General features: G+C 34.5%; 20 protein-coding genes. 7 read left to right on the forward strand and 13 right to left on the reverse strand.

All coding sequences use genetic code 11. The annotated features are described in order from the left end of the window. From FPG59_RS03735 to FPG59_RS03760, 6 genes are all read right to left on the reverse strand, one after another. The coding region (locus tag FPG59_RS03735) for a hypothetical protein (RefSeq protein ID WP_176330687.1) at nt 1–345 on the reverse strand (345 nt) is incomplete at its 3' end. 183 nt (nt 346–528) lie between these two features. Continuing rightward, nucleotides 529–987 (reverse strand): hypothetical protein, encoded by a 459-nt coding sequence (locus FPG59_RS03740; protein WP_086453280.1) that lies wholly within the window; start codon nt 985–987, stop codon nt 529–531. 183 nt (nt 988–1,170) lie between these two features. Beyond that, on the reverse strand, nt 1,171–1,647 hold the full coding sequence (locus FPG59_RS03745) for a hypothetical protein (RefSeq protein ID WP_086453281.1): 477 nt from the start codon (nt 1,645–1,647) through the stop codon (nt 1,171–1,173). A gap of 183 nt (nt 1,648–1,830) precedes the next feature. Next, the gene (locus FPG59_RS03750; RefSeq protein ID WP_086453282.1) at nt 1,831–2,286 is read right to left on the reverse strand and encodes a hypothetical protein; all 456 of its coding nucleotides are present in this window, start codon (nt 2,284–2,286) and stop codon (nt 1,831–1,833) included. Nucleotides 2,287–2,294: 8 nt separating this feature from the next. Then, on the reverse strand, nt 2,295–2,489 hold the full coding sequence (locus FPG59_RS03755) for a hypothetical protein (RefSeq protein ID WP_086453283.1): 195 nt from the start codon (nt 2,487–2,489) through the stop codon (nt 2,295–2,297). A 215-nt stretch (nt 2,490–2,704) separates the two neighbouring features. Further along, the gene (locus FPG59_RS03760) at nt 2,705–4,186 is read right to left on the reverse strand and encodes a helix-turn-helix domain-containing protein (protein WP_086453284.1); all 1,482 of its coding nucleotides are present in this window, start codon (nt 4,184–4,186) and stop codon (nt 2,705–2,707) included. A gap of 189 nt (nt 4,187–4,375) precedes the next feature. Between FPG59_RS03760 and aceB the strand changes: the two genes are divergently transcribed. Next, nucleotides 4,376–5,947, forward strand: coding sequence for a malate synthase A (gene aceB / locus FPG59_RS03765; RefSeq protein WP_086453298.1), 1,572 nt, complete (start codon nt 4,376–4,378; stop codon nt 5,945–5,947). Between the two features lie 64 nt (nt 5,948–6,011). Further along, nucleotides 6,012–7,292 (forward strand): isocitrate lyase, encoded by a 1,281-nt coding sequence (gene aceA / locus FPG59_RS03770; RefSeq protein WP_086453285.1) that lies wholly within the window; start codon nt 6,012–6,014, stop codon nt 7,290–7,292. Between the two features lie 72 nt (nt 7,293–7,364). Here aceA and FPG59_RS03775 read toward each other — a convergent pair whose 3' ends face one another. Beyond that, nucleotides 7,365–10,202 carry a sialidase family protein gene (locus FPG59_RS03775; protein ID WP_086453286.1) on the reverse strand — a complete coding sequence of 946 codons (2,838 nt, stop codon included), beginning with the start codon at nt 10,200–10,202 and terminating at the stop codon, nt 7,365–7,367. Between the two features lie 203 nt (nt 10,203–10,405). Between FPG59_RS03775 and FPG59_RS03780 the strand changes: the two genes are divergently transcribed. The 3 genes from FPG59_RS03780 (at nt 10,406) to FPG59_RS03790 (ending at nt 14,113) form a co-directional block, all read left to right on the forward strand. After that, nucleotides 10,406–11,698 (forward strand): aminopeptidase P family protein, encoded by a 1,293-nt coding sequence (locus FPG59_RS03780; protein ID WP_086453287.1) that lies wholly within the window; start codon nt 10,406–10,408, stop codon nt 11,696–11,698. Nucleotides 11,699–12,023: 325 nt separating this feature from the next. Next, the gene (locus FPG59_RS03785; RefSeq protein ID WP_086453288.1) at nt 12,024–12,824 is read left to right on the forward strand and encodes a TIGR00266 family protein; all 801 of its coding nucleotides are present in this window, start codon (nt 12,024–12,026) and stop codon (nt 12,822–12,824) included. Between the two features lie 506 nt (nt 12,825–13,330). Continuing rightward, the gene (locus FPG59_RS03790) at nt 13,331–14,113 is read left to right on the forward strand and encodes an alpha/beta fold hydrolase (RefSeq protein ID WP_086453289.1); all 783 of its coding nucleotides are present in this window, start codon (nt 13,331–13,333) and stop codon (nt 14,111–14,113) included. Here the strand turns inward: FPG59_RS03790 and FPG59_RS03795 are convergent. The 5 genes from FPG59_RS03795 to FPG59_RS03815 form a co-directional block, all read right to left on the reverse strand. After that, nucleotides 14,110–14,781, reverse strand: coding sequence for an ATP-binding cassette domain-containing protein (locus tag FPG59_RS03795; protein WP_086453290.1), 672 nt, complete (start codon nt 14,779–14,781; stop codon nt 14,110–14,112). The two genes, FPG59_RS03790 and FPG59_RS03795, sit on opposite strands and share 4 nt — an antisense overlap. A 300-nt stretch (nt 14,782–15,081) precedes the next feature. Further along, nucleotides 15,082–17,859 carry a PD-(D/E)XK nuclease family protein gene (locus FPG59_RS03800; RefSeq protein ID WP_086453291.1) on the reverse strand — a complete coding sequence of 926 codons (2,778 nt, stop codon included), beginning with the start codon at nt 17,857–17,859 and terminating at the stop codon, nt 15,082–15,084. Between the two features lie 63 nt (nt 17,860–17,922). Continuing rightward, a complete protein-coding gene (locus FPG59_RS03805) occupies nt 17,923–19,356 on the reverse strand; it encodes an OmpA family protein (RefSeq protein ID WP_086453292.1) in 1,434 nt (477 codons plus the stop codon). A 110-nt stretch (nt 19,357–19,466) separates the two neighbouring features. Next, on the reverse strand, nt 19,467–20,660 hold the full coding sequence (kbl, locus tag FPG59_RS03810) for a glycine C-acetyltransferase (protein ID WP_086453293.1): 1,194 nt from the start codon (nt 20,658–20,660) through the stop codon (nt 19,467–19,469). Nucleotides 20,661–20,708: 48 nt separating this feature from the next. Then, nucleotides 20,709–24,404, reverse strand: coding sequence for an exodeoxyribonuclease V subunit beta (locus FPG59_RS03815; protein WP_254906637.1), 3,696 nt, complete (start codon nt 24,402–24,404; stop codon nt 20,709–20,711). 278 nt (nt 24,405–24,682) lie between these two features. On the opposite strand from FPG59_RS03815, the gene rbfA reads away from it, so the two are divergent. Then, entirely contained in the window at nt 24,683–25,075 is a 393-nt protein-coding gene (gene rbfA / locus FPG59_RS03820; RefSeq protein WP_086453295.1) for a 30S ribosome-binding factor RbfA, read from the forward strand. Between the two features lie 3 nt (nt 25,076–25,078). Beyond that, nucleotides 25,079–26,278: an FtsX-like permease family protein gene (locus FPG59_RS03825; protein ID WP_086453296.1), complete on the forward strand. Its 1,200-nt coding sequence runs from the start codon at nt 25,079–25,081 to the stop codon at nt 26,276–26,278. 14 nt (nt 26,279–26,292) lie between these two features. Here FPG59_RS03825 and FPG59_RS03830 read toward each other — a convergent pair whose 3' ends face one another. Beyond that, nucleotides 26,293–26,583, reverse strand: coding sequence for a type II toxin-antitoxin system RelE/ParE family toxin (locus tag FPG59_RS03830; RefSeq protein ID WP_086453297.1), 291 nt, complete (start codon nt 26,581–26,583; stop codon nt 26,293–26,295). Nucleotides 26,584–26,704: the final 121 nt, after the last annotated feature.

Genomic DNA, 26,704 nt, shown 5'->3' on the forward strand with positions numbered 1-26,704 from the left:
GTTAAATAATGGGTTTTGGTCACATATTTTACCATCATAAAAATCGTATTTTTGAAATTTAAGATTTTCATAATTTACAACAATTAAATCTCCATTAAAAAAAACTGCAAAATCATACCCTGATGGAGGTAAATTATCTTGAAATGTTTTAGTTAAACTTTGTCCATTATTTAAAACCATAACAATTGGGATGTCTCTTTTAGGATAAGTACTTCTGTATGAACTAATCTTAATATTTTTCCCGCTTTTATTTTCAATAGTATATTTGTAAAATTTACCGCTTCCTTGATCTGTGCAGCTTAAAAGCAGCAACGACACTAGATAAAAATAGAGTAATTTTTTCATAATCTTAATCTTGCCAATTATTAAATAGTTCATCTAAGTAAATTTCTGTTGGATTGTTATATCTGTTCTTGATATTGTCACGCCATTCATTCCAAGATTTTGCACCAACTAAAGCGACTTATTCTTTTCTTAAATTAAAACAACCCTTTCAGAATTAGTTACTCTGCAAGGGCTTGAGTGTTATTAATTACAATTTCCACCGCAATCTTGTGCATTTTGAAAATCCTCGGGGGTTATGTTGTAAACTTCTGTTTGCTCGTCGCTAAAAACTGGATTAAAAATGTTTCTAGCTTGATTAAAACATTGATTTGTTGCTGTACATTCTTGATAAATCACCTTTTTTATGCCATCAAAAATAATTTCAACATGAGTCAAACTACCTATTGTAGTTTTACTAAAAAGATTACTCATATTATACCCTTTAGCACCTGGAGGATAATAAATATACTTTTTGTTAAATTTTTCGTTTTGCTGTAAAGTTATTGCGTTCTGAACCTCTTTAACTCCTCCAATGTAAGGTATTAAAACTACTTTCTTTCCTGAAGTATTAAGAATTGAATAATCATATGTTATTTTGTCTCCTTGATCAGTGCAACCTATTACTATGAATAATGCAATAATTATATAATATATCTTTTTCATAATCTTAATCTTGCCAGTTATTAAATAATTCGTCTAAGTAAATTTCTGTTGGATTGTTATATCTGTTCTTGATATTGTCACGCCATTCATTCCAAGATTTTGCACCAACTAAAGCGACTTATTCTTTTCTTAAATTAAAACAACCCTTTCAGAATTAGTTACTCTGAAAGGGTTTGAGTGTTATTAATTACAATTCCCGCCACAATCTTGTGCGTTTTGATAATCCTCAGCAGTTATGGTGTAAACTTCGGTTTCCTCGTCATTAAACTTTGAATTAAATGGATTTCGATTATTTTCTGTGTACTTTATACTAATAGCATTATTTGATATAGACGGACAAGTTGTACATTGCTCAGAATAGATACTGAAAATATTAATTTTTTCAGTATTATAAACGAAAGCTATATAATCAGATTTAAGTAGATTAACCATTGAATAACCTGCACCTCCAGGAGGGGTATATCTGTATTTTTTATTTATTTTTTCGCCTTGATTAAGTGTAATAGCATTTTTAAAATCTTTTTCTCCATTTAAGAAAGGAATTAAAATTACTGTTTTTCCTGAATCATTTACAATCGTATAATCATAATCTATTACACTCCCTGGCTCACAACCGGAAATAATTATAATTGCAGAAATTAACATGAGTAGTTTTTTCATAATTTTAGTCTTGCCAGTTATTAAATAATTCGTCTAAGTGAATTTCAGTTGGGTTATCGTATCTGTTTTTAATGTTGTCACGCCATTCATTCCAAGAACTGGCACCAATTAAAGCAACTTATTCTTTTCTTAAATTAAAACAACCCTTTCAGAATTAGCTACTCTGAAAGGGTTTGAATGCTATTAATTACAATTCCCGCCACAATCTTGTGCGTTTTGAGAATCCTCAGGAGTGATGGTATAAACTTCTGTTTGCTCATTATTAAATTCAGGTCTAAAAATATTTCTAGGTAAAGAATTACAATTAGAAGTTACAGAACATTCTTCGTAAATTATTTTTTTTGAGTTTTTGAAAACAAATTCTAAGTGTGTAACATTCCCAATTGTATTTGACTTAAAAATACCACTCATCGATAAACCACCTGAATACGGTGCATAGTCTGTATATTTCTTATTAAAATTCCCTCCATTTTGTATAGTAACTTTATTGCTTGTTTCTTTTACTCCATTTATATATGGAATCACTTCCACAATATAACCAGAATTATTAACAACCGAATAATCATATTTTTTTTCTTCACTACTCTCAGGTCCACAACCAAGCAAACCAAGCAGAATTATTATTATTAGCTTTTTCATAAGTTATTTTACCAATTATTAAATAGTTCATCTAAATAAATTTCTGATGGATTGTTATATCTATTTTTAATATTGTCACGCCATTCATTCCAAGAACTTGCACCAACTAAAGAATTTTGTAATTGCATTATTGTATAGCCATTTACTCTGTCAACAGGATAATTAAATCCATAAAACTCCCTTTGATTAAAACTATCAATCATATCAAACCCAGCGGACGTATATTATATATCATTTTTATCAGAACAGGAAACAATCAAAAATGAGCAAAATGCTAGCAAAATAAAATTAAAACGAATTGTTTTTTTCATTAAATCTAGGGTTACAAGGTTATTGTCACGAAGATACTAAAATCATAATACAGAATAACCTTGCCAAATTATTTAACAATAATATAATACTAGGGCAAACAAATAAACTAACTAAACTTCGTCATGTATTTCTGGACAATAGCTTCGGTGTTTTCATTCCTGATTTTTTGTTCCAATTGAATAGGAGGCGAAGCACGTTCTAAACAATCTTTTACGGCACAAGTTTCACAAGTAACACCTACAATTTGTTTTTTGAGCGACTCATTTTCGATGAACTTAAACTTTTTCTTCATTCCTGCTGTCATCAATATTCCAACAGAAATACTTCGGATACAATCTGTTTTAAAAGGATCTGGCGTAGCCGATGAAAAAACGAGATACTCATTTTTACTGTTTTCGTAACTAGAGATTTGGGCATCAAAAAAGTGATTTTTACCCTGCTTTATTGATTCTTCAATCGTTCGTATAGAAACCCATCTGCGGCAGTAATGCTCGTTCATTTCATTAGCATGCGGCTCCTGCTGATTGGTGATGTGTAACTCCTTTTTTATCTGATAAGTATCCGTTCCTTTTTGGTGCGAAAGTCGTAAGAAAAACAAATTCTTGAGATTAAAATCCTTCGGTAAAATATTAGTCAAACGCTGGTAAAAAGACTCAGGAGACACATTAAACTGGTTCATCAACTGAACCATTTGTTGTGGTTTAGGATTTTCTAGAGCTAAGAATACATTCAGCTCTTCTATAAGATGTTGACGCGGCAATAATAAAGCGCCAGCGAAATAAGAGGCGTAAAAATTATTCAACACTTGGTCAAAATTATCAAATTTTATCCAACTAAAAGTATACAATCGCTCCTTGATTTCCATGTAGTTGTATGCAATTTCTTTAGCTAAAATAAACGCTTTTTGTCCTTCATCAATATCGTTTGATAGCAACAAAGTTTTACTAGAGGGTACAAAAATAGAACGTAAATCACCCAAAGCTTCGTGCTCTGTAAAAATCAACTCTTGTATGGTATATCCATATTCTTCAACAAGAATAGCCTTTAGCTCTGTGATAGAAATATTAGTGGTTAAGTCTACATGAAACGCTTTACAAAACAAAAGAACTTTCTCCTCTAAATCTTCAAAATAATTATTGTGCGCCTCTTGATAAGAACGAAGTGCTGCCAAGAAAAAACTTTCTCTGGTAAGGTTATAGTGTTGCGCAATTTCAATAATGGTACTTATAAAAGCATTGACCTTAGCAGGTGCATTGGCAATAATATCAATTAAATCAGCTTCTTGAATTCCAAACAGCTCCAGCGGAATCTCTTTTAAAATTCCTGATTTTAGTATTTCACCAATAGGCGCCAAATTATTATCCAGTTTCAACGAAACCATGTGATCATAAGTAACATCTAATTTTTCAGCCAGTAAAATAATCTTATCGGTTTTAGGATATTTCTTTCCTTTCTCAATTTCGTTCAAATACGATTTGGAAAGCGCTGTGATTTTGGCTAAACCAAATAAAGACAAATTTTTAGCCGTACGTGCTTGCTTGAGTTTAAGCCCAAAAATAAGCTTGATATAATCTTTCTCTATGTTCATATCTCAAAGATAAGACAAAAAATATTTTCGCCAAAAAAAATATTTTTACATTTTAGCGTACGTTCGCTTTTTTTATTAAAAACTTTTTGTATCATTGCAGTGTTAAAAAATAATATTGACAACAAAAAAAGATAATTAGTTATGGAAACAGGTCAAAAAACAGAAATTAAAGAAATATATTCAACCAATATGTTAAATTTTTCAATAGAGACTACAGAGCGTTATCCTGAAATTTTAACCGATGAAGCAATAACATTCCTTTCTTTACTTCATGAAAATTTCAATAATGAACGTTTGTTGTTATTACAAAACAGAATAAAACAACAAGATTTATTTGATGCAGGCGCACTACCTACTTTTCCTTTGGAAACAAAAGAAATTAGAGAAAACAACTGGGAAGCAGCAACTACACCAGATGATCTAGCAGACAGAAGAGTTGAAATAACAGGGCCTGTAGATCGTAAAATGGTAATCAATGCCCTGAATTCTGGTGCTAAAACTTTCATGGCTGATTTTGAAGACAGCACTTCCCCAACTTGGAGCAATCTTATGACAGGACAGCAAAACCTGAAAGATGCCGTAAACAAAACAATTACTCTTGAGGATCCTATAAAAAACAAAAAATACAGTTTAAACGAAAAAACTGCCGTATTGTTAGTTCGTCCGAGAGGATTGCATTTGCCTGAGAAAAATATTTTAATTGGCGGTGTACAAACTTCAGGATCACTAATTGACTTTGGGTTGTATGCCTTTCACAACTATAAAAAACTTATTGAAGATGGTACAGCACCTTATTTTTACATCCCAAAACTAGAACATTATCTTGAAGCAAGATGGTGGAACGAAGTTTTCCTATTTACGCAGGAGTATTTAGGAGTAAAAAAAGGAACATTCAAAGCAACCGTTTTAATCGAAACAATAACCGCCAGTTTTCAATTGGACGAAATTATTTATGAACTGAAAGATCATATTGTTGGTTTGAATTGCGGAAGATGGGATTACATTTTTTCATATATCAAAAAATTACGAAACAATCCCAATTTCATTGTCCCAAACAGAGATCAAGTAACCATGACAGCTCCGTTTATGAGTGCTTATTCACAACTGGTAATTCAACGTTGCCACAAACGCAACATACACGCTATAGGCGGAATGGCAGCACAAATTCCGATCAAAAATAATGAAGAAGCCAATACTATAGCTTTTAACAAAGTAATTGCCGACAAAGAACGTGAGGTTAAAAATGGTCATGACGGTACTTGGGTAGCACATCCTGATTTGGTTCCGCTTGCCATGACTGTATTTGACAAATATATGCCTTCCAAAAACCAAATTGATGTAAAACGAGAGGACGTTCACGTAACCGAAAGCGATTTACTAGAAACTCCAAAAGGAACCATCACAGAGGAAGGCGTTCGAAAAAACATCAGTATTTCTGTTTTATACATTGCATCGTGGCTCAATGGCCAAGGAGCAGCAGCATTGCACCACTTGATGGAAGATGCTGCAACTGCAGAAATTTCTAGATCACAACTGTGGCAATGGCTGCAAAACAAGGTTACGCTAGATAACGGAAAACAACTAAACACCAATTACTACCATAAACTAGCCATGGAAGAATTTGAAAAAATAAAAAAACTAGTTGGAGATGAAAATCATGAGAAACAAAAATACATTCTAGCGGAACAATTATTAGATCAACTGGTGGTAAACAAGAATTTCATAGACTTTTTAACCCTACCAGGATACAAATACATTTAAAAAACAATTGCAATAAAATAAATATCAATAAAATATTAAACACCATTTAAACCATACAAACACTATGAAAACTACCGAAACAAGAATTCAAGAATTAGTTGCAGACTGGATTTCAAACCCAAGATGGAAAGGCATTGAGCGTCCGTACACTGCTGAGGAAGTTGTTAAACTACAAGGTTCTTACCAAATAGAACACAGCGTTGCAAGACTAGGAGCTACTACTTTATGGAACAAACTTAATTCGCAAGATTTTGTGGCAGGACTTGGCGCACTTACAGGAAACCAAGCTATTCAAGAAGTAGAAGCTGGACTTGAAGCCATATACTTGAGCGGTTGGCAAGTTGCAGCCGATGCAAATGTAGCCGGCGAAATGTACCCTGACCAATCATTATACCCTGCCAATAGTGTTCCGCTTGTAGTAAAACGTATTAACAATGCACTCTTAAGAGCAGATCAAATACAAGTGGTAAACGGAACTACTGATAAAAAAGACTACCTAGTTCCTATTGTGGCTGATGCCGAAGCTGGTTTTGGAGGAAACTTAAATGCTTTTGAATTAATGAAATCAATGATCGAAGCAGGAGCTGCAGGTGTTCACTTTGAAGACCAATTGAGTTCTGCTAAAAAATGCGGTCACCTTGGCGGAAAAGTATTAGTTCCTACGCAAGAAGCTATCAATAAATTAATTGCAGCGCGTCTTGCAGCTGATGTTATGGGAACGCCTACGCTTGTTGTTGCTAGAACTGATGCTGATGCTGCTAATTTATTGACTAGTGATATTGACCCAAGAGACGCAAAATTCATTACAGGAGAAAAAACTGCTGAAGGCTTTTTTTATGTGAATTGTGGAATTGAACAAGGAATTGACCGTGGATTGAGTTACGCACCGTATGCTGATTTAATTTGGATGGAAACTAGTAACCCTGATTTAGCATACGCCAAACAATTTGCAGAAGCTATTCACGCACAATTCCCAGGAAAAATGCTAGCTTACAATTGCTCTCCATCTTTTAACTGGGCTGCAAAACTATCTGTAGCTGAAATGGAAACTTTTAGAGAAGACCTAGCAGCTATGGGCTATAAATTTCAGTTCATCACATTGGCTGGGTTTCATGCCTTAAATACAAGTATGTTTGAACTTTCAAAAGCTTACAAAGAAAGAGGAATGGCGGGCTACTCTGAGTTACAAGAAAGAGAATTTGCTTTACAAAAACACGGTTTCAAAGCGGTAAAACACCAAGGATTTGTAGGGACTTCTTATTTTGATGCGGTACAAAATACTGTAACAATTGGAAAATCAAGCACTACAGCCATGAAAGATTCTACTGAAACGGCACAGTTTTAAATATCTAAAAAGCATAAAAAAACACGATTCCGTAAGAAATCGTGTTTTTTGTTTTTTTTAGAGAAATGATATTTATTTCGATTCGAAAATTTCTAGATCAGCCACTACTTTCTCTTTTGCTTTTTGAATACTAACTTTGCTTACAGAAACGGGTAAGTAATACTTTCCGTTTTTAGCTGCTTCCCATTTCAATTTCTTATCTTTAGCCAAAGCTTTTTCAACAATTTCTTTTGGAACGGATAAATCATAAACCTGCTTGTTTAATCCTTTTTTGGCCATTACTTTTTGAGAAAAAAGGACTTCTTTATTGCTGTTCTCAATTTGAAACACCACTTCGGCATCTTCATTAGAGTAAAACCAAATTTCAGCTTTAGGATCTGTTGGTTTAGCCCAAGCACTCCAGCTATTACCCCATTCTCTTGATTTTTTTATCTTTTTCAATTCAAAAATATGAATATTAGAAGCTAAAACTTTGTCATTTATATTTTGGACTTGATCCAAATTAACTTTGTAAATAGAGCGTCCATGAGTTCCTATTACAAGATCTTTAGCTTTCTTTTGAATGACTAAATCATGTACCGCAACATTAGGCATCCCATTGGAGAAATCTTCCCAAGTCTTCCCTCTGTTTAATGAAACATATAGTCCATTATCAGTCCCTAAATACAATACATTCTCATTGTTTGGATCTTCTGCAATTACATTCACTGGACTTGCAGGAATATTACTAGCTATACTAGTCCAGGTTTGTCCATAATCATCGGATGCGAATACATAAGTTGTAAAATCATCATTACGGTATCCATTTAAAGTAGCATAAACGCGTTCTTTTTTATGTGCTGATGCTGCCACCCTAGTTACCCATAAATTTTGAGGCAGATTTTCTGAAATTTTATTCCAGCTCACACCTCCATCTTTCGTCACCTGAATTAGTCCGTCATCACTCCCAGTGTATAACAACCCAAATTGCAAAGTACTCTCACTAATCGTGGCTAGTGTACCAAAGGCAACATTACCTTCCTTAACACCTTGGGTCAAATCTGGTGAAATTGCAGTCCAAGTTTGTCCTTGGTTCATAGATCTGTGCAAAAAGTTCGACCCCATGTACAAGATATCTTGATTGTGTGAGGAAAGCAAAATAGGTGTTTGCCAATTGAATCGGAATGGTTTTTCATCTTTTTTTGGCTTTGGAGAAATATACTCTCTTTTGTTATTGGCACGATCTATACGGTAATAATTTCCAAACTGAAATCCTGTAAAAACAATATTAGGATTGCGTTTGTCTATTTGAGTTTGCATTCCATCACCTCCCATTAAATTTTCATAAGGATATTTTCCTGTTTGTAACCACTCCGAAGAAAATTGATAGTTGCTAGGTCCAACCCATACCCCATTGTCCTGCATTCCACCATAAATATTGTATGGTTCTTGCTCATCAACATTCACAGCATAAAACTGACTCACACTATGTGAATTGCCTTTGAACCAGTGTGCACCATCATCATAAGAAATGTTCAAACCACCATCATTTCCATTAATTAAGTGCCCCGATTTAGCAGGATTAACCCAGACAACATGATGATCAGCATGTACATTCTCTTCACTAATGCTAGTAAACGTTTTACCACCATCATCTGATTTAATTACCGGCACTCCTGATAAGTAAATTTTATTTGCGTTACTCGGATCTACTGAAATAGCTGCAAAGTAATATCCATAAGAATAAAATAAATCGTCAATGAAGTTTTGGTGTGTTTTTGTCCAACTTGTTCCGCCATTAGTAGATTTATACACTTCGGCACCAATAACCTCGGCATCAGCCAAACTATTAATAGATGCTAAGACTAATTTTCCAGCTTCACTTGGTTGCAAATAACCATTTTGCACCCAATGTTTGATATTCTCAGCTCTGTATTTTTCGGTTAAACCATAGTTTTTCAGAATAGAGTTTAAACTTTTATTGGGTATTTTAAGAAACTCATCTCCAGGAACAGCAAAGGCTGCTGGCAATGAATTGCTTTTTTTAGCGTCTAAAGGTCTCTTGAATTGGTTGTCCAGAACGGCATAAACTGTAGCATCATCATAAACGGCTAAGCCAATTCTACCCACACCCTCGCCTGTAGGAAAACCACTTTCAGCTGTAGAATACAATTTCCAAGTTGCTCCAGCGTCTTCACTTTTGTAAATTCCTGATGCTGATCCATTACCTTTAAAATCCCAAGCTTTTCTGTCTTTAGTCCATGCAGCAGCATATTGTATTTTAAAATTTTTTGGCGAAACAGCCACATCAATAATTCCTGTTTCGTTGTTTACAAAAAGGGTTTTACTCCATGTTTTTCCGCCATCTGTGGTTTTATAAATACCTCTTTCTTCATTTTTAGTATACAAATGTCCCACCGCACCTACTACAATTTCATCCGGATTTACTGGATTTATCAAAATTCTACTAATATGGTGCGTGTCATGCAAACCCATATTTTGCCACGTCTTTCCTTTATCCGTTGATTTTAAAATTCCAATTCCAGCATAGGAAGAGCGCGAAGAATTAACCTCTCCCGTTCCTACCCAGATAGTTCCTTGTTTCCAATCTATTGCAATATCGCCCACGTTTTGCGTTGGCGCATTATCCATTACAGGTACAAAACTCATACCGTTATTATTACTATACCACAAACCTCCTGATGCATACCCTACATAAAATTCGGTAGGATTTTCAGGATTTACATCTACATCAACTACACGCCCGCTCATTACGGTTGGACCTACATTTTGTAAATTTAGACTCTGAAAAAGCGATTGTTCTTGCAGTTGTTTCTTAGCCACTAAACTGTTTTGAACCGCCTCAGCAGAGACCTGTGCAGAGGCAACGGTTTGCGCAATAAAAGCGGTTAGGAGTATTCTTTTTTTCATAGGATTGATTTTTGATGCCGAAATTTAAGGATAAATCAACGGACCAAAAAATTTTATACTCTAATTAACACCTGTTTCTCTCAAAGTTAGTATTTTTGAATAATCAATAAAAAATATGGACTGACATCCATTTGTTTTAAATTAATGAGATAAATAAGCCATTCCAATTACATTTCACAACCATAAAAAACAAAACTCAACTCATGAAATACCATCAAATTGACCGCGATTTATTTATAAAAAACAGAGCCAAATTCATGGCTCAAATGAAGCCAAAAAGTTTAGCTGTTTTTAATTCGAATGATATTTACCCTGTATCGGCTGATAGTACGTTGCCTTTTGCACAACACCGAGACATCTTTTATTTGAGTGGTGTAGACCAAGAAGAAAGTATTTTACTACTGTTCCCTGACGCACCTTATGAACACCAACGCGAGATGGTTTTCTTGAAAGAAACGAGCGAGCACATTGCCATTTGGGAAGGTGAAAAATTAACCAAAGAACGCGCTTACGAAGTAACCGGAATCAAAACCGTGTATTGGTTACAAGATTTTGAAAAAGTGTTGTTCGAAATGATGACGCATGCCGAAACCATTTACATTAACACTAACGAGCATTACCGCGCCACCGTCGAGACCGAAACCCGCGAAGCCCGCTTTGTGAAATGGTGGAAAGAAAAATATCCTGCACACGCCGTTGCCAAAAGCAACCCTATCCTGCAACGTCTTCGTTCTGTAAAAGAAAGCGAAGAATTGGACTTGATCCAAAAAGCATGTAACATCACTGAACTTGGTTTTAGACGATTATTACCTTTTGTAAAACCTAATGTTACTGAGTACGAAATTGAAGCCGAATTGATTCACGAATTCATCCGCAATCGCTCTCGTGGTTTTGCGTACACGCCTATAATCGCATCGGGTAACAATGCTAACGTTTTGCACTATATTGAAAACAACCAACAATGCAAAGCAGGCGACTTGATTTTGCTTGATGTAGCTGCTGAATATGCTAATTATTCTAGTGACATGACGCGTACTATCCCCGTTTCTGGTCGCTATTCTACACGTCAAAAAGAAGTTTACAACGCCGTACTTCGTGTAAAAAACGAAGCTACTAAAATGTTAACCACTGGAACACTTTGGAAACAATACCACATCGAAGTAGGAAAAATGATGACCTCAGAATTACTAGGTTTAGGGCTTATTGACAAAGCCGATGTGCAAAACGAAAACCCTGATTGGCCCGCTTACAAAAAATATTTCATGCACGGTACCTCGCACCACATGGGGCTAGACACGCATGATTATGGTATTTTGACCGAGCCAATGCAAGCCAATATGGTCTTTACCGTAGAACCTGGAATTTACATTCCTGCCGAAGGTTTCGGAATTCGTCTTGAGGACAACATTATCGTTCAAGAAAGCGGCGAACCTTTCAACATGATGCGCAACATTCCTATAGAAGTTGAGGAAATCGAAGACCTCATGAACGCATAACACATCTTTCTTATCCATAACAAGCAGTCTAGCGCAATCTAGGCTGCTTTTTTTTTGGGAGCAGTATATATATTTTCAAAACCACCACCTATCCTGCTGTCCGTTCTATTCCCGCTTAAAAAACTACGGCCCAAAAGCCTTGTTTTTTATAAGCGGGAGATGCCACTCCCATCAGGGCTAAAAAGTTCGCTCCGTTTTCAAAAGAGCTAAATGTTAAAACAATTCTAAAGTTGTAACGTTATAAAACAGTTAAAGACTTATTCTTAAAACCGTTATCAGCAACAATTAAAATATTAACTAGAAAAAACTAAAAAACATAAAAATCATGCAAGCACACGAAATTGATTACCACATTTACGGCGAAGAAATGCAATACGTAGAGATCGAACTAGATCCTCAAGAAGTAGTTGTTGCCGAAGCCGGAAGTTTTATGATGATGGATAACAACATCCAAATGCAAACCATTTTTGGAGACGGTTCTGGACAAGAAAACGGATTGTTCGGCAAACTTTTAAGCGCCGGAAAACGAGTACTTACTGGAGAAAGTCTTTTTATGACCGCATTCATCAACCAGAACAATACCAAAAGTAAAGTTTCATTTGCATCGCCTTATCCTGGAAAAATCATTCCAATCGATTTGATGCAATATGGCGGTAAGTTCATTTGCCAAAAAGATTCTTTCCTATGTGCAGCCAAAGGCGTATCTGTAGGAATCGAATTCTCTAAAAAATTAGGAACTGGTTTGTTTGGAGGAGAAGGTTTCATCATGCAAAAAATTGAAGGCGACGGAATGGCCTTTGTACACACCGGCGGAACATTAGCCAAAAAAGAATTAGCCGCAGGCGAGGTATTAAAAGTCGATACCGGTTGTATTGTAGGATTTACAAAAGATGTAGATTATGACATCGAGTTTGTAGGCGGAATCAAAAATTCTCTTTTTGGTGGCGAAGGTTTATTTTATGCTACACTACGCGGACCAGGAACAGTTTATATTCAGTCCTTACCTTTCAGTCGCCTTGCCGATAGAATCATTGCATCGGCACCAAGGGCAGGCGGAAGCAGCCGTGACGAAGGCAGTTTACTGGGCGGTTTAGGCCGATTAATAGACGGTGATAATAGATTTTAAAACTCAAGGCTCTCAGAAATGGGAGCTTTTTTTTAATATATAAGTCATAGGTAATGAGGACAATATTACATCCAATGTTTTACCATATAAGTCATATAAGGACATCTAAGCTTTAGTTTATATGAAATTAAATTCCTTACATGGTTAAAAATACCCACAAACCATATATTAAAAAAACTTAAATGGCTTTAATGTTTAAAAAAATTGATGCCAACAATCGCAGCTAATATTCTTATTTGCTAATTAACTTGCTTAGATTCCTCCTCCGTCGGAATGACAAACTAGCAATTGAATAGTTGGGAATGAAATAAACATTTACAATACTTTATAGCACTTTTCATAGTTACTTATATGAACTTACATGTCTTATATGGTTCAAATACATTTTAGTTAAATTGTTTTTTATTCCGGCTATCACCAAAATTCACCCAAAAAAATCTAAAACTTAAATGGCTTATATGTTTTGAAAAAAATTAAAGCTTTAGCTTTGCACAAACATTACAAAATTGAAACAAATCCTCTTTAAAAATACCACTATTTCCTATACTGACGAAGGAAAAGGAACGGCCATTGTTTTACTCCACGGTTTTCTGGAAAACAAAAGCATGTGGGATTTTTATGTCCCAGAATTGGCGCAAAAAAATCGTGTCATTACTATTGATTTGTTAGGTCATGGCGCCACAGAATGTTTGGGATATGTGCACACCATGGAGGACAATGCCGATGTGGTTCATGCCGTTTTATCAGAATTGCGCATTCGTAAAGCTATTTTTGTAGGGCATTCTATGGGAGGTTACGTAGCTTTGGCTTTCGCTGAATTGTATCCCGATACTGTCAAAGGATTGGTTTTACTCAACTCAACAACAAGAGCCGACAGTGAAGAGCGCAAAAAGAATCGGGATCGTGCCATTAAAGCCGTGAAACAATCTTTTGTGAATTTCATTTCGCTTTCAATTGGTAATTTATTCAGTGAAAATAACAGAGACCGATTGGCTGCTACGATCGAAAACGTCAAAAAAGAAGCACTGCAAACGCCCTTGCAAGGAATTGTTGCCTCACTAGAGGGCATGAAAATCAGGCAAGATCGAGAAGTATTGCTGCACCTTACGCCTTTTCCGAAACTTTTAATTTTAGGAGAAAAAGATCCTGTTTTGAATTATGAGGAAACCAAGGGACAAATAGAAAACACGGCGGTCCAACTTATCACTTTTCCTGATGGACACATGAGTCACATAGAAAATCAAGACGAATTATTAAAAGTTTTACTGTCTTTTTTTAAAAGTATTTAGAGCATTCCAAATCTTAAATAACCTTTTTCAACGAGTTCGTTTTTATCTTTTAAATGATGCATTTTCCTATCTTTCATTAATGCCAGTTTGGTCGAAATTTGAATCACATTTTCATAATTATGATCGGTTATTAAAATGCCTTTTACAGCAGACATGGTCGTGATTAATGCATTTATGTTTTCAACCATAATGGGTGACAAGCCGTTGTAAGGCTCATCAAGCAGTACAAATTTTGAATCATTGTTCAGGATTAATTTAATTTCTAGATACCGCAATTCCCCACCAGATAAATGTTTGATTTTTTTACCCAACATAGACTGTATCATGGCATCTGCATAAAAATCTTGTAATTGCTCTTTCGCAATGCACAATTGAATGGTTTTTTGTACCGAAAAAGAATTTGGAATAAAAGAATCCTGCGGTAAATAGCTGATTTCTTTTAACAGCTCACTTGTTTTTGAAAGCACTTTTCCACCAACCCGAACAAACTTAAAATCAGCTGCTTCTATTCCGAAAATAATCTTCAATAATGTAGATTTACCAGAACCATTTCGACCCAAAATCCCGAGAACAGTACCCGTTTCACATTTCAAATACACATCCGAAAGAATAATTTTTCCTCCGTATTGTTTTTGCACACTATCTACTTCTAAAATACTTGTTGTCATAGGAAATTCAATATAAGGTTCACAACAAGAATGAAGATCATCGAAAAGAAAAAATTAATGAGGAATCCATAAACAATCAACTGAATTTTTGAAAGACCGTTGTTGTAATAAAACAAGTATTCGTTTTTAGCATTCACCTCTTTAATCAAAAGACTGATGAAAAATCCAAAAAACAAGAGCGCATATTTAAAGGTTTCAAAACCTCCAAAAACACCTACCAAAGCACTTATAGCAATGTTTATGGCTAAAGTACTTTTGTAAAACTCGAAACTGTTGTATAGTTTTTTGATAATCGATGAATTAAATTATTTTTTCTTTGAAAGGCGTATTCACATCCAAAATTTCACTTAATAAAAGTACCAATTGTTCCAGATAATTTCTCAAAATATCATCGGTGATACTACCATTGACAGTTTTATCTACTTTAAAATTAAAAGGTAAAAAACCTGCTTTTAGATTTTTAAAAGAGATAATTCCAGCTTCGATAGTTTTTCCTTTTGCTTCCGTTTCGTACATGTACGCGTATGCAAGCACCTGTATGATTTTATCACTTTTAATATCTTCAATGAGTCCGTTCCAAGATTTCAAAGTCACATTGGCTTTATCCACTTTCCCCGTTTTATAATCGATGATTCGGATGTTTCCATTACGCTCTTCAATTCGGTCCACATTTCCTTTTATCAATACTGGAAAAGGCAAATTAGGATGATGCAAAATGCGCTCAAAAGTTTGTTCTAAAGCAATAATTTTGATGGCATCTCCATTTTTGATATTTTCTAATTCTACTTTCAAGAAATTAGAAACATTACGTTTGGCTACTTCAAAGGCTAATAAATTCTTTCCTTTTTTGATTTCGCCTTCCTTGTACACTAATTTAAATTGCTTGAGCACCTCATCATCTATTTGTTTGAAACAATTTTGAATATCAGTTTCTGAAATAAATTTATTAATAAATGGTTCGTATAAAACACGCAGGGTCTCATGAATAATGGTACCTAGCGTATTCAAGGCAATATTTTCTTCTACCTCTTCGACTTCGCTAATGCGTAAAATTTTCTGGAAATAAAACTGTATCGGATTACGGATATAACTGGTCAAAGCAGAGGGTGAAAATCCTTTTTCTGCTATTTCTTTCAATCGCAGCATCACACTTTCTGATTTAGGAATTACTATCGGTTGGTACGCCGTATCGGGTAAAACCGCATTGTAAATTTCATGAGTAATTGTATGATTTTTTTGCTTTTCTACTTCCAGTTGTGTTATAAACCGACTCTTTTCACCAGCATCCAAACCTTCACTTTCGGTGTTATAAAACAAGTAAATAGTTTTGGCACGCTGCAATAAATGATAAAAATGATAGGTATAAATGGCGTCTTTCTCCTTAAAAGTTGGTAAACCTAACTCCCTCTTCACGTCATAAGGAATAAAGGAATTTTGAGATTTACCAGCAGGGAATTTACCTTCATTCATAGAGGTGACAATGACTGTGTCAAAATCCAAAACTCTGCTTTCTAACACACCCATAATCTGCAAACCATTTAATGGCTCACCTTCAAACGATACTTCGGCAAGATCAATAACCTGCTTATAAATAGAATATAGCGTTTCTATTTTATCAATATGTTCGTGTTTAGAATAGTAGTTAATAAGTTTATTGATTACTTTAAAAATAGCAAAAACAAAGGCCTTAGTGATTTTTTCTTCCTCATTATCGTTGCTTAAATTCTCTTTTATAGTTTGCAATAATTTAGAAATTGTTTCTAAAACAGGAATCGATCCGTTTTCCCATTTTTGAAATAATAGCAGAAACAATTCACTAGGCTCAACTTGCAAGTCCATCAATTTATGATGCGTGATAAACGTATAATTATTTAGATTGATAATTTTTACGAGCGCATTGGTATTTGCATACGGTTCCACTAATGGATGTGTTAGAATATCTAAAACATCTTTATAATACAAAACGTAACTTTTAGCATTTCTTGAAAGTGCATTCGTATGCATTTTAAATAATTTACTTATCAAGATTTGAGCCGGATTATTCTTGCTGGAATAACCCATTGTAATATTTAAAGCGCCAACTGTTGATGGCAACGAATATAAAAGTGGAACCAAGAGATTTTCATCTCCTAATACAACTGCAACTTTATCAAGATGATCATCAATTCCTAACGCATTAGATTCAAGGATGACATTTTCAATTATATTTCCTGCTATTTTTGCTTGACCTATTGTTTTGGGTGTGCCAATAACCTTTATGTCTTTGGTTTGCGAAAAATCATCAACTATCCATTCAAAAGGGTTCACTTTGTAATGTTTCCAATTTTCTTTAAATCTTCTCACAAAAAGTCCTGCATCATGATACGGATCGTTGAGAAAAGTTTGATCTACATCCCAAAAAATTTCAGCTTGTTCACTTGCTATTAGATGTTGAATTATTTTTTCTTCGGCAGCATTTAGTGCATTAAACCCCGCAAAAAGATACTTTTTATCTTGAACACTTTCTGAAAAATGAATTAGATTATGAACTGCTTCTCTATAAATTAATCCCTGATAACCAACTCCTTTTTTTAGCAAATGACTGTACAGATTTTGGTAATAAACGGGTAATAATTTCCAAAAATCAATGTACTTTTCTAATAAAGTCGTTTTGTTTTCCACCTCAATCCCCCATTTTTTGATGTCTTCAATATCTTTCAAATAGGACAAAACATGTGTTGGATCTAATAAATACCGATCAATTTCATTAAAATCTTGCAATAAGGTTTTGGCCCAATTGGCAAATAACTCAAAGGTTTGTTGACTTGTTGTATCAGTTATAGATAAATACACTTCATAAAATTCAAATAACAACTCAATAGGATCAATAGTACGAATACTTGCAATGTCTTGAATAAAATCCTCAATACTGATAATTTCTGGAGAAAAAACATTTGTAGTCACCTGACGTTTTAGAGCTTCAATAAGAAATATTTTAGCTCGTTTATTAGGTAGCACTACAATTGTATCTGAAAAACGAGTTGCATGTTTTTCTATTAAAACTGTAGCTATTTTATCTAAAAAGGTAATATTTGTCATTTTATAAAAATAAAAAAAACGCCTCGATAAATCGAGGCGTTTTCTATAAATATTTTGAGGGAATTATTCTTTAATCAAAGAAATCTCAACTCTTCTGTTTTCAGCTTTTCCTTTTGCAGTTTTGTTAGGTGCAATTGGTTTAGTTTCTCCAAAACCAGTAGATCTTAATCTATCAGTAGCGATACCGTTTTCAACTAAATAATTTTTAACTGCAGCAGCTCTGTTTTCAGATAAAGATTGGTTTAATTCATTACTTCCATCGCTATCAGTGTGACCTTCGATTTGGAATTTAGAATTTGGATACTCATTCAAGATATCTTTAATTGATGTCAATACTGCATAAGTACCTTGTTGGAAAGTAGATTTACCAGAATCAAATAAGATTACTTTACCATAGTTATTTAAAGTTTTCATCACATCGTCAGAAACTTCAGGACAACCTTGGTTAGCAACAGTTCCTTTTACAGAAGGACATTTGTCATCTTTGTCTAATACACCGTCTCCGTCAGTATCTGGCCAAGGACAACCTGCGTTATCTTTAGGACCTGCTACAGTAGGACATTTGTCATTTTTATCTGCTACTCCGTCTCCGTCAGTATCAGGACATCCTTTTAATGCAACTGGACCAGCTTCATTAGGACAAGCATCATCTTTATCAGCGATTCCATCTCCATCAGCATCAGGACATCCATTTAAAGATGCTAAACCAGCAACATCTGGACAAGAGTCAGCGCTATCTTGGATTCCGTCTCCATCAGTATCAGGACATCCGTTGAATTGCTTTAAACCAGCAACATCTGGGCAAGCATCATCTTTATCATATATTCCGTCTCCGTCAGTATCTTTACCTCCAAATTTGAAGATGATCCCAGCAGAATGCTGGAAATGAGATGGAGCATCTGGCGTGCCATTAGCTTCTTGTCTATCTCCAAAAGATTTTTTGTATCTTGTTGCTAATTCAACACCTACGTTCTCAGTGAACCAGAATGTTAAACCTGCACCAGGATTTAAAGTTCCATAACTACTATCTCCTAGGAAAGTGTATCCACCACCTACAGAAAGAGAAGGATCAATAACTTTAGACTTGATCATGTTCATGAAGCTATATCTAATAGTAGCATCAATTCCATAATACATTAAATCTCCGGGATTGTTTACTACATATCCACGAGAATCTCTTCCTGGAGCAGCTGGATTAAAGTTTACGTATTTGTCAATTTTGTTTACAGATCCTGCAAGACCTACAGAGAAATTATCTCCAACATATTTCGATACACTAAGGTACGATACTGATGGTAACATATTCCAGTTGTCTTTTACAGCAAATGGTTGAGAGAAATGACGATCAGCCCATCCTTTTCCTCCTCCTGCACTAGTTTTAGTATCTATTGCATTTACTCCGAAAGATATTGCAATAGGATTGTTGCTATCTTGTGCTTGAGATGTAAATCCCACCACCATCATCGCAGCAACAAAAATTTTGTTAAGATGTTTCATACTTAAATTTTTTAATTACATTTAGTTAATTATGAACAAAAGTAGCACGTAAATCTTAAACTACAAAACGAAATGTTAAAAAAAATCTATTTACGTGCTTAATGTGGGAATTATATAATGTTTAACATAGTCCCTACTTCTACAAATGCCTGAATTGCTTTATCTAAATGCGCTTGTGTATGTGCAGCAGAGAGTTGCACTCTAATTCTTGCTTTATCTTTAGGAACAACTGGAAAAAAGAAGCCTATCACATATATACCTTTCTTTAATAATTCATCAGCCATTGTTTGTGATAATTTTGCATCATACAGCATTACTGGCACAATTGCCGAATCACCATCTATAATGTCAAAACCAGCTTTTTTCATTCCGTTTTTGAAATAATTTGTATTCCATTCTAGTTTGTCACGTAAAGTGGTGTCTTTTTCTAATAGATCAAAAACCTTTATTGAAGCACCTACAATTGATGGCGCTAGTGAATTAGAAAACAAATAAGGTCTTGAACGTTGACGTAAGATTTCTATAATTTCTTTTTTTGCAGTAGTGTAACCACCCATTGCCCCTCCTAGTGCTTTTCCTAAAGTTCCTGTAACTATATCTACCCTGCCCATTACTCCTTTTGCTTCGAGCGTACCTTTTCCGGTTGCACCAATAAAACCTGCAGCATGGCACTCATCTACCATAACCATGGCATCATATTTATCAGCTAAATCACAAATTTTATCTAATGGAGCCACTAATCCGTCCATAGAGAAAACTCCATCAGTTACAATTAACTTGAATCGGGTTCCTGCCTCAGTTGCTTTTATCAATTGCTGTTCTAAATCCTCCATATTTGAGTTCTCGTAACGGTAACGAGCTGCCTTACACAAACGCACACCATCTATAATAGAAGCGTGATTTAAACTGTCTGAAATTATGGCATCATTTTCACCTAATAAAGGTTCAAAAACACCACCGTTAGCATCAAATGCAGCTGCATACAATATAGTATCCTCTAAACCGTAAAACTCAGAAATTTTTCTCTCTAATGTTTTATGTATGTCTTGTGTACCACAAATAAAACGAACAGATGACATCCCAAAACCATGAGTATCAAGTGCATCTTTTGCAGCCTGAACTACTTCTGGATGAGATGATAATCCTAGATAATTGTTTGCACAAAAATTAAGTACTGTTTCTCCAGTTGCTATTGTAATTTCGGCACCTTGTGGTGAGGTAATTATTCTTTCTTTCTTAAAAATTCCGTTATCTTCTATGGTTTGCAATTCTGCTTGAAGATGTTCTTTTATTTTTCCGTACATAAACTAATTATTAAAAGTTCTATTTTTTGCGAATTATTCATTTTTGAGTTACAAATTTACTACTTCGATTTCTTTTCCGATATAAATAAGTGCTTTTTTTGTCACTTTATAACCCATCAACTCTATTGCCGATTGATAATCTTCTAATTGTTGTTGATACTTTATATTAGGAGTACCCGTTTTATAGTCTAACAATTGCACCTCTTTATTTGGAGTGATCACCATACGGTCTGGTTTTATAGATTTTCCTTGTTTTTGAATGATGTTTTGCTCATTTAAAACCTCATTCCCCTCTGAAAAACAAACTTCTAATTCCGGATGGTTCACAATTTCTTGAATGGTAGCCAAAACCGTTTCTTGTTGTAAAAATGTTATTAAACCATTTTCTAATGCTTTTGTAATGGCTATATCAACATCTTTTTTTGTTTTTACAAAGGATAAAATTTCATGAATCAAATTACCATATTCAATGGCTTCTTGCTGCTGGGTTCCCCACATTATAGATTCGCGTTGTGCAATTTTAATGTTCTTTGGATTCAAAATTTCTGAAACAACAGGAATTGTTTTTGAAGTATCAACATGTTGTTTTACCAAGGACAACTTTACTGGTTCACCCAATTCATATTCTAATTTTTGCTCATCAAAACCAATTTTATGATCTAAATAATTAATGAAAAAGCTACACATATTATTCTTTGGAATTTCGCCTTTACTAGATAGATTCATATTTGAAATCACATAGAGCTGTTCCTCTGCACGAGTTAAAGCCACATACAAAACATTAATATTATCTAGCAATTCTTCCTGTTTCTTTTGATGGTATACCGCCGCCGCTGCTTCTCCAAATCCCTCCACTGCACTACTATTGTCAATTAAAACTTTTGGCAAACCAAAATCCTCCTCCTCAGCATTCAACCAAAGTTTGTCCTTTGGTTTTCTATTGTAATCTTCCTCGGCAAAAGGAAAAATAACAACTGGAAACTCCAAACCTTTTGATTTATGAATGGTCATTATTCGAACGGCATTGGTTCCCTCTGGTGAAGGAATGCTGAATTTCTCTGCATTTTTATCCCAAAAATTCAAGAAATCTGAAATTCCTGCTTGATTGCGAATATCACGTTCCAGAACAATGTCTAAGAAATATTGAACGTAGGCATTCCCCTCCCCAGCCCTCCCCGAAAGGGAGGGAGATGAAACTGAAGCAATAATATCTAGAAAATTTTCCTGAACCATTAGCTCCTTTTTGATTTCTTTTAAAACCTCTGATATGTTTTTTAACACTTGCTCATTAGTAAATCGGATAACTTTATATCCTAATTTATTGAGTGTATTGGTTCTATTACTATCTAGCTCAGCTTGTTCATCGGTAAAATGATACTCTCCGTCTACTTCAATAACTAGTTTTTTTGACAAGCAAACAAAATCAACAATAAAATCATCTATTAAGTGTTGCTGCCTAAATTTATGATCATCTAGTGACTTAGATTTAAGCTCCATCCAAAGAACTTTCTCAGCAGGCGTTGGCTCTTTTCTCTTTTCTTTTGCTTTTTCATTTAAAAGATGAGTATAATTTCCGCCGGTCATGTATCCTAACTTATTTGATTCTGCTATAACATTTTTATCCAAACCATTAGCCGCTTCGTCACCCTTTCCTTTGGAGAGGGATGGGGAGAGGAATTTACTTATTATAGTTTCCACCGCTTCATACAATGATTTTTTTCGAATGTTTTGAAACGAAAGTGAAACATCAAAACCGAGTAACCAATTTTCAAAATCAATTTCTTTATGCAAAGCCATTCCTTGCGCAATAAAATCATGAACAGGATACTTATCTTGACTGTTTTGCGCTATGTATTGAAGGAAATTTGCCTTAGACTCTAAATCGGAACTGTTTTTTAAATATTTTAATAAATGAATAATCAATCGTACTTCGGTGGCATTTTGAATCATCAAAGTCTCTGAAGACAAAAGTGGAACTCCTTGCTCTGTTAAATAATTTGCAATGGCAATTCCTTGACTTCTTTTTCTGGTGAGTACCACAATATCTTTGTATTGAAAACCTTGTTGAAGCGTTTTTTGAATGGTACTCAAAGTGGCTTCAACGTATAAATCTATTTTGCTCTTGCTTTCCTCATCTAGATTTGTATCATATTCCTCTTCTCCTTTTTCTGGTTTTGGGATAAATGAAATGTTTACATAGCCTCCTTTTTTATCATTCGTTTTTTGATAGCTGTGGTTTTCATACAAATCTTTGTAATCTGGGTGCTCAAATTCATTTGAAATTAACTTAAAAAAATCATTGTTAAACTCAATTATCTGGGAATAGGAACGATAATTTTTGTCTAAATGTTCCAGTCTTTTATCCGGATTGCTAAACGGGTTTTGATCCTTACTTAATTCAATAAACTGCTCTGCTTTACCACCACGCCAGCGGTAGATAGATTGCTTGGGATCTCCTACTATCATCAAAGTCCCTTTTACACCGTAATCGTCCTGACCTGAAAGTGCATTGTCAATTAACGGAATCAGGTTTTGCCATTGCATTTCGGAAGTATCCTGAAATTCATCTATGAAAAAATGTCGGTAACGCTCTCCTAATCTCTCATAAATAAAGGGCGCTGGCTGATTTTGAATTTCTCTATGAATGATGGCATTAAACTCAGCTATTGAAAGGACATTTTGCTCCTGTTGTATTTTGGCCAATTCATTACTCACCGTATTTAGTAATGATAAAGGTGTAATGTTTTTTAAGAATGCTCTGTAGAAATTTATTTTATCGTGGAGTTTATAAATACTGTCTAAAAGCTGAAGTAAAGTAGGAATGATACTTTCTATTACGGCTCTGTCTTGTGCTGTTTTATTAATTTTTATATCATCAAATTCATGATAGGTTTTATTTTTAGGATTGTATTTTCCGTCTTTAATGGCAACTAAATGATTGGGGAAATGTCCTGCCGAAAAGGATTTAAGATTGATTCCGTTTTTATCAATAATTGTCAACGCTTCTTCAGCTAAAGCGATGCTTTCTTTTTCCAGAATTTTACAAGTTTCAGCTAATTTCTTTTTGATTTCGACAAATTCAGTGATGGATTTGTCTTGAAAATGGGTGATTTCATTTCGGTTGTTTTCATTCAAGACCAGTTTCCCAGTTTGAAGAATTTCCCGAGATATATCCCATGATTTATCATCATCTGTTTTTTCCATTGTGAAATCGATTAACAGTTTTGTTAATGTTTCATCTTCTCCGGCTTGAGCAATAATGGCATCAACAGCTTCGGTCAATAAATTTTCGGTGTCCAAAGTGACTTCAAAAGTCATGGGCAGATTTAGATCATGAGCAAAAGCCCGAATCACTTTGTGGGTAAATTTATCAATGGTAGAAATATCAAAGGCAGCATAATTGTGAATAATGTGCTTAATGATTTGCTGTGATTTGGTTTTGATTTGGATAACAGACAGTTTGGTATCTGAAGCTAAATCCTGCATTAAGTCCTGCGCCTTTTGGTTGGGTTCTTCCTTTGCAAACTCAGATAAACTACCTACGATTCGGGATTTCATTTCGTGTACCGCTTTATTGGTAAACGTAATGGCCAGAATGTTGCGATAGGCATCGTTTTTTGTTGCAACAAGAATAATCTTAAGGTATTCTTTGACTAACGCGTAGGTTTTTCCAGAACCTGCAGAAGCGTCATATATAGAGAAAGACGGTTTCCCCTTCCCTCCCGAAGCATCGGGACTCCCCAAAGGAGAGGGAGCCGAAACTGGATTTATTTTAGCTTCCAAATTGATGTTTTTAAATATTGAATTTTACTTATCATTTTATAGAAATAGCGCGCAACTGCACGGGATCTCCTAGCCCTGATGGAAACGGCATCCTTTTTATAAGGTGATTTTTCATCACCTTATAAAAAGATATAGTGAACAGCAGGAAATAGCTCCTAAAAATACGTGTATTAATAGGTTACTTTTTAAAATTTGTGCCGAAACTTCGGGATAAAACTTAAAAGTAGTATTTTTGCAGCATGGAAACAAATAGACAGAAAAAAATAGGTGGGGTGATCCAAAAAGATTTGGTTGACATTCTACAAGGTGAAGTGAGAAAAAACGGATTGGCAAACTTAGTCATTTCGGTATCCAAAGTTACGGTGACTACAGATTTATCAGTAGCTACGGTGCATTTAAGTGTATTTCCTCAAGAAAAAGCAAATGAAATTCTAGAGGCTGTAAAATCAAATTCTAAGAATATTAAGCATGACTTGTCTCAACGTGTTCGTTTGCAATTGAGAAAAGTACCAAATTTGGTTTTCTTTATTGATGACTCTTTAGATTATATTGAAAAAATAGACAATGCTCTTGCTAACCGAGACAATCCTATTGAAAATAGAGATTTATTAGACAAACGTAGATTTCAATAACCTTTGAATTTTCCGCTTTATATAGCCAAACGTTACCTTAAAAGTAATAGCAAAAACAACGCTATTAACATCATCAATCGGATTGCCAGTTTGGGAATTATTGTTGGTGCCATGGCTTTGTTTGTGGTTTTATCAGTGTTTAGCGGACTTAAAGTGTTTAGTCTTTCGTTTGCAAATGATATAGATCCTGATTTAAAAATAGGCAGCACTCTGGGTAAATCTTTCTTCGTTTTACCAAGCCAGGAAAAGCAGATTAAAAAAATAGATGGTATCGTTTCCTATTCTAAAATTATTGAAGAGCGGGTTTTGTTTACTTTTGATGGCAAACAAGAGGTTGCTACTCTTAAAGGAGTGGACCACAATTTTAATAAAGTAAATGCCCTTGATACAAAACTTTTTAACGGGCAATGGCTTAATCAAGATACGTACCAAGTGGTTGTAGGCTACGGAATTGCTCAAAAATTCTCCATGGGATTGTTGGATTTCAATAATCAACTGGAAGTTTTAGTTCCAAAACCAGGAAAAGGCGCCATTGAAAATCCTGAACAAGCTTTTAATAAAACCGATGTAATACCAGTAGGCATCTATAATATAAACGACGACTTAGACTCAAAGTATGTTTTTGCTGACTTGGGTTTAGCCCAAGAATTACTGGAATACAAACCCAATCAAGTTTCGGGAATAGAATTTAAAGTATCTAAAACAGCCGATGAAAAGGCAATTACATCTCAATTAAACTCCATTTTTAGCCATAAAATCACGGTAAAAAACCGAGCCCAACTCAACGAAGCTCTCTATAAAATGCTAAACACTGAGAATATTGCTGTGTATTTAATTTTTACATTAGTGATTGTGGTGGCACTTTTTAACTTAATTGGCGCTTTGATAATGATGATTTTGGACAAAAAAGGGAATTTAAAAACACTTTATAACCTGGGTACAGAAATAAAAGACTTACGCAAAATATTCTTACTTCAAGGTACTTTATTGAGTGTTTTTGGTGGAATTATAGGATTAACTATTGGGATTATTATTGTTTTATTACAAGAATATTTCCAGTTGATTATGATTACTCCTACACTAGCCTATCCCGTTGTTTTCTCTCTTGAAAATGTTCTTATTGTGATGGGAACCATTGTATCGCTGGGTTTTATTGCGTCACTGATAGCGAGTAGTAGGGTTAGTAAAAGGTTATTAGAATAAGACCTATATTATTTTTACAATTTACTAGAAATATCTTCTTTGGTATGCCAAAAAGCCAAAATATTTATGTGGCCATTATCACAAATATAGTAAAGTCCGAATGGGAATTTTTTCAACCAAAATATTCTGATTTCAAAATATCTACACTGAAAACTTTCTGGATTTGCAACAATAGCTTTGAATCCAGAACGGATTTCTTTTTCAAGTCTTATAGCTAAAGTTTTGTTTACTATTGCATAATGTGCGATAGCATTTTCAATCTCAACAGAAGCTTTAGCGCTTAAAACAAGATTTTTATAACTCATATTTAGATTTGATAGAATCTAAAAAATCCATTGCATTTACTCCAGATGCTGGGTTTTCTTGTCGTTCTAAAATCCTTATATCTAATTCTTTCTTTTGGTTTTCTGTCAAAATATTTGGTTC

Source organism: Flavobacterium sp. FPG59, assembly GCF_002150205.1.
GTDB lineage: Bacteria > Bacteroidota > Bacteroidia > Flavobacteriales > Flavobacteriaceae > Flavobacterium.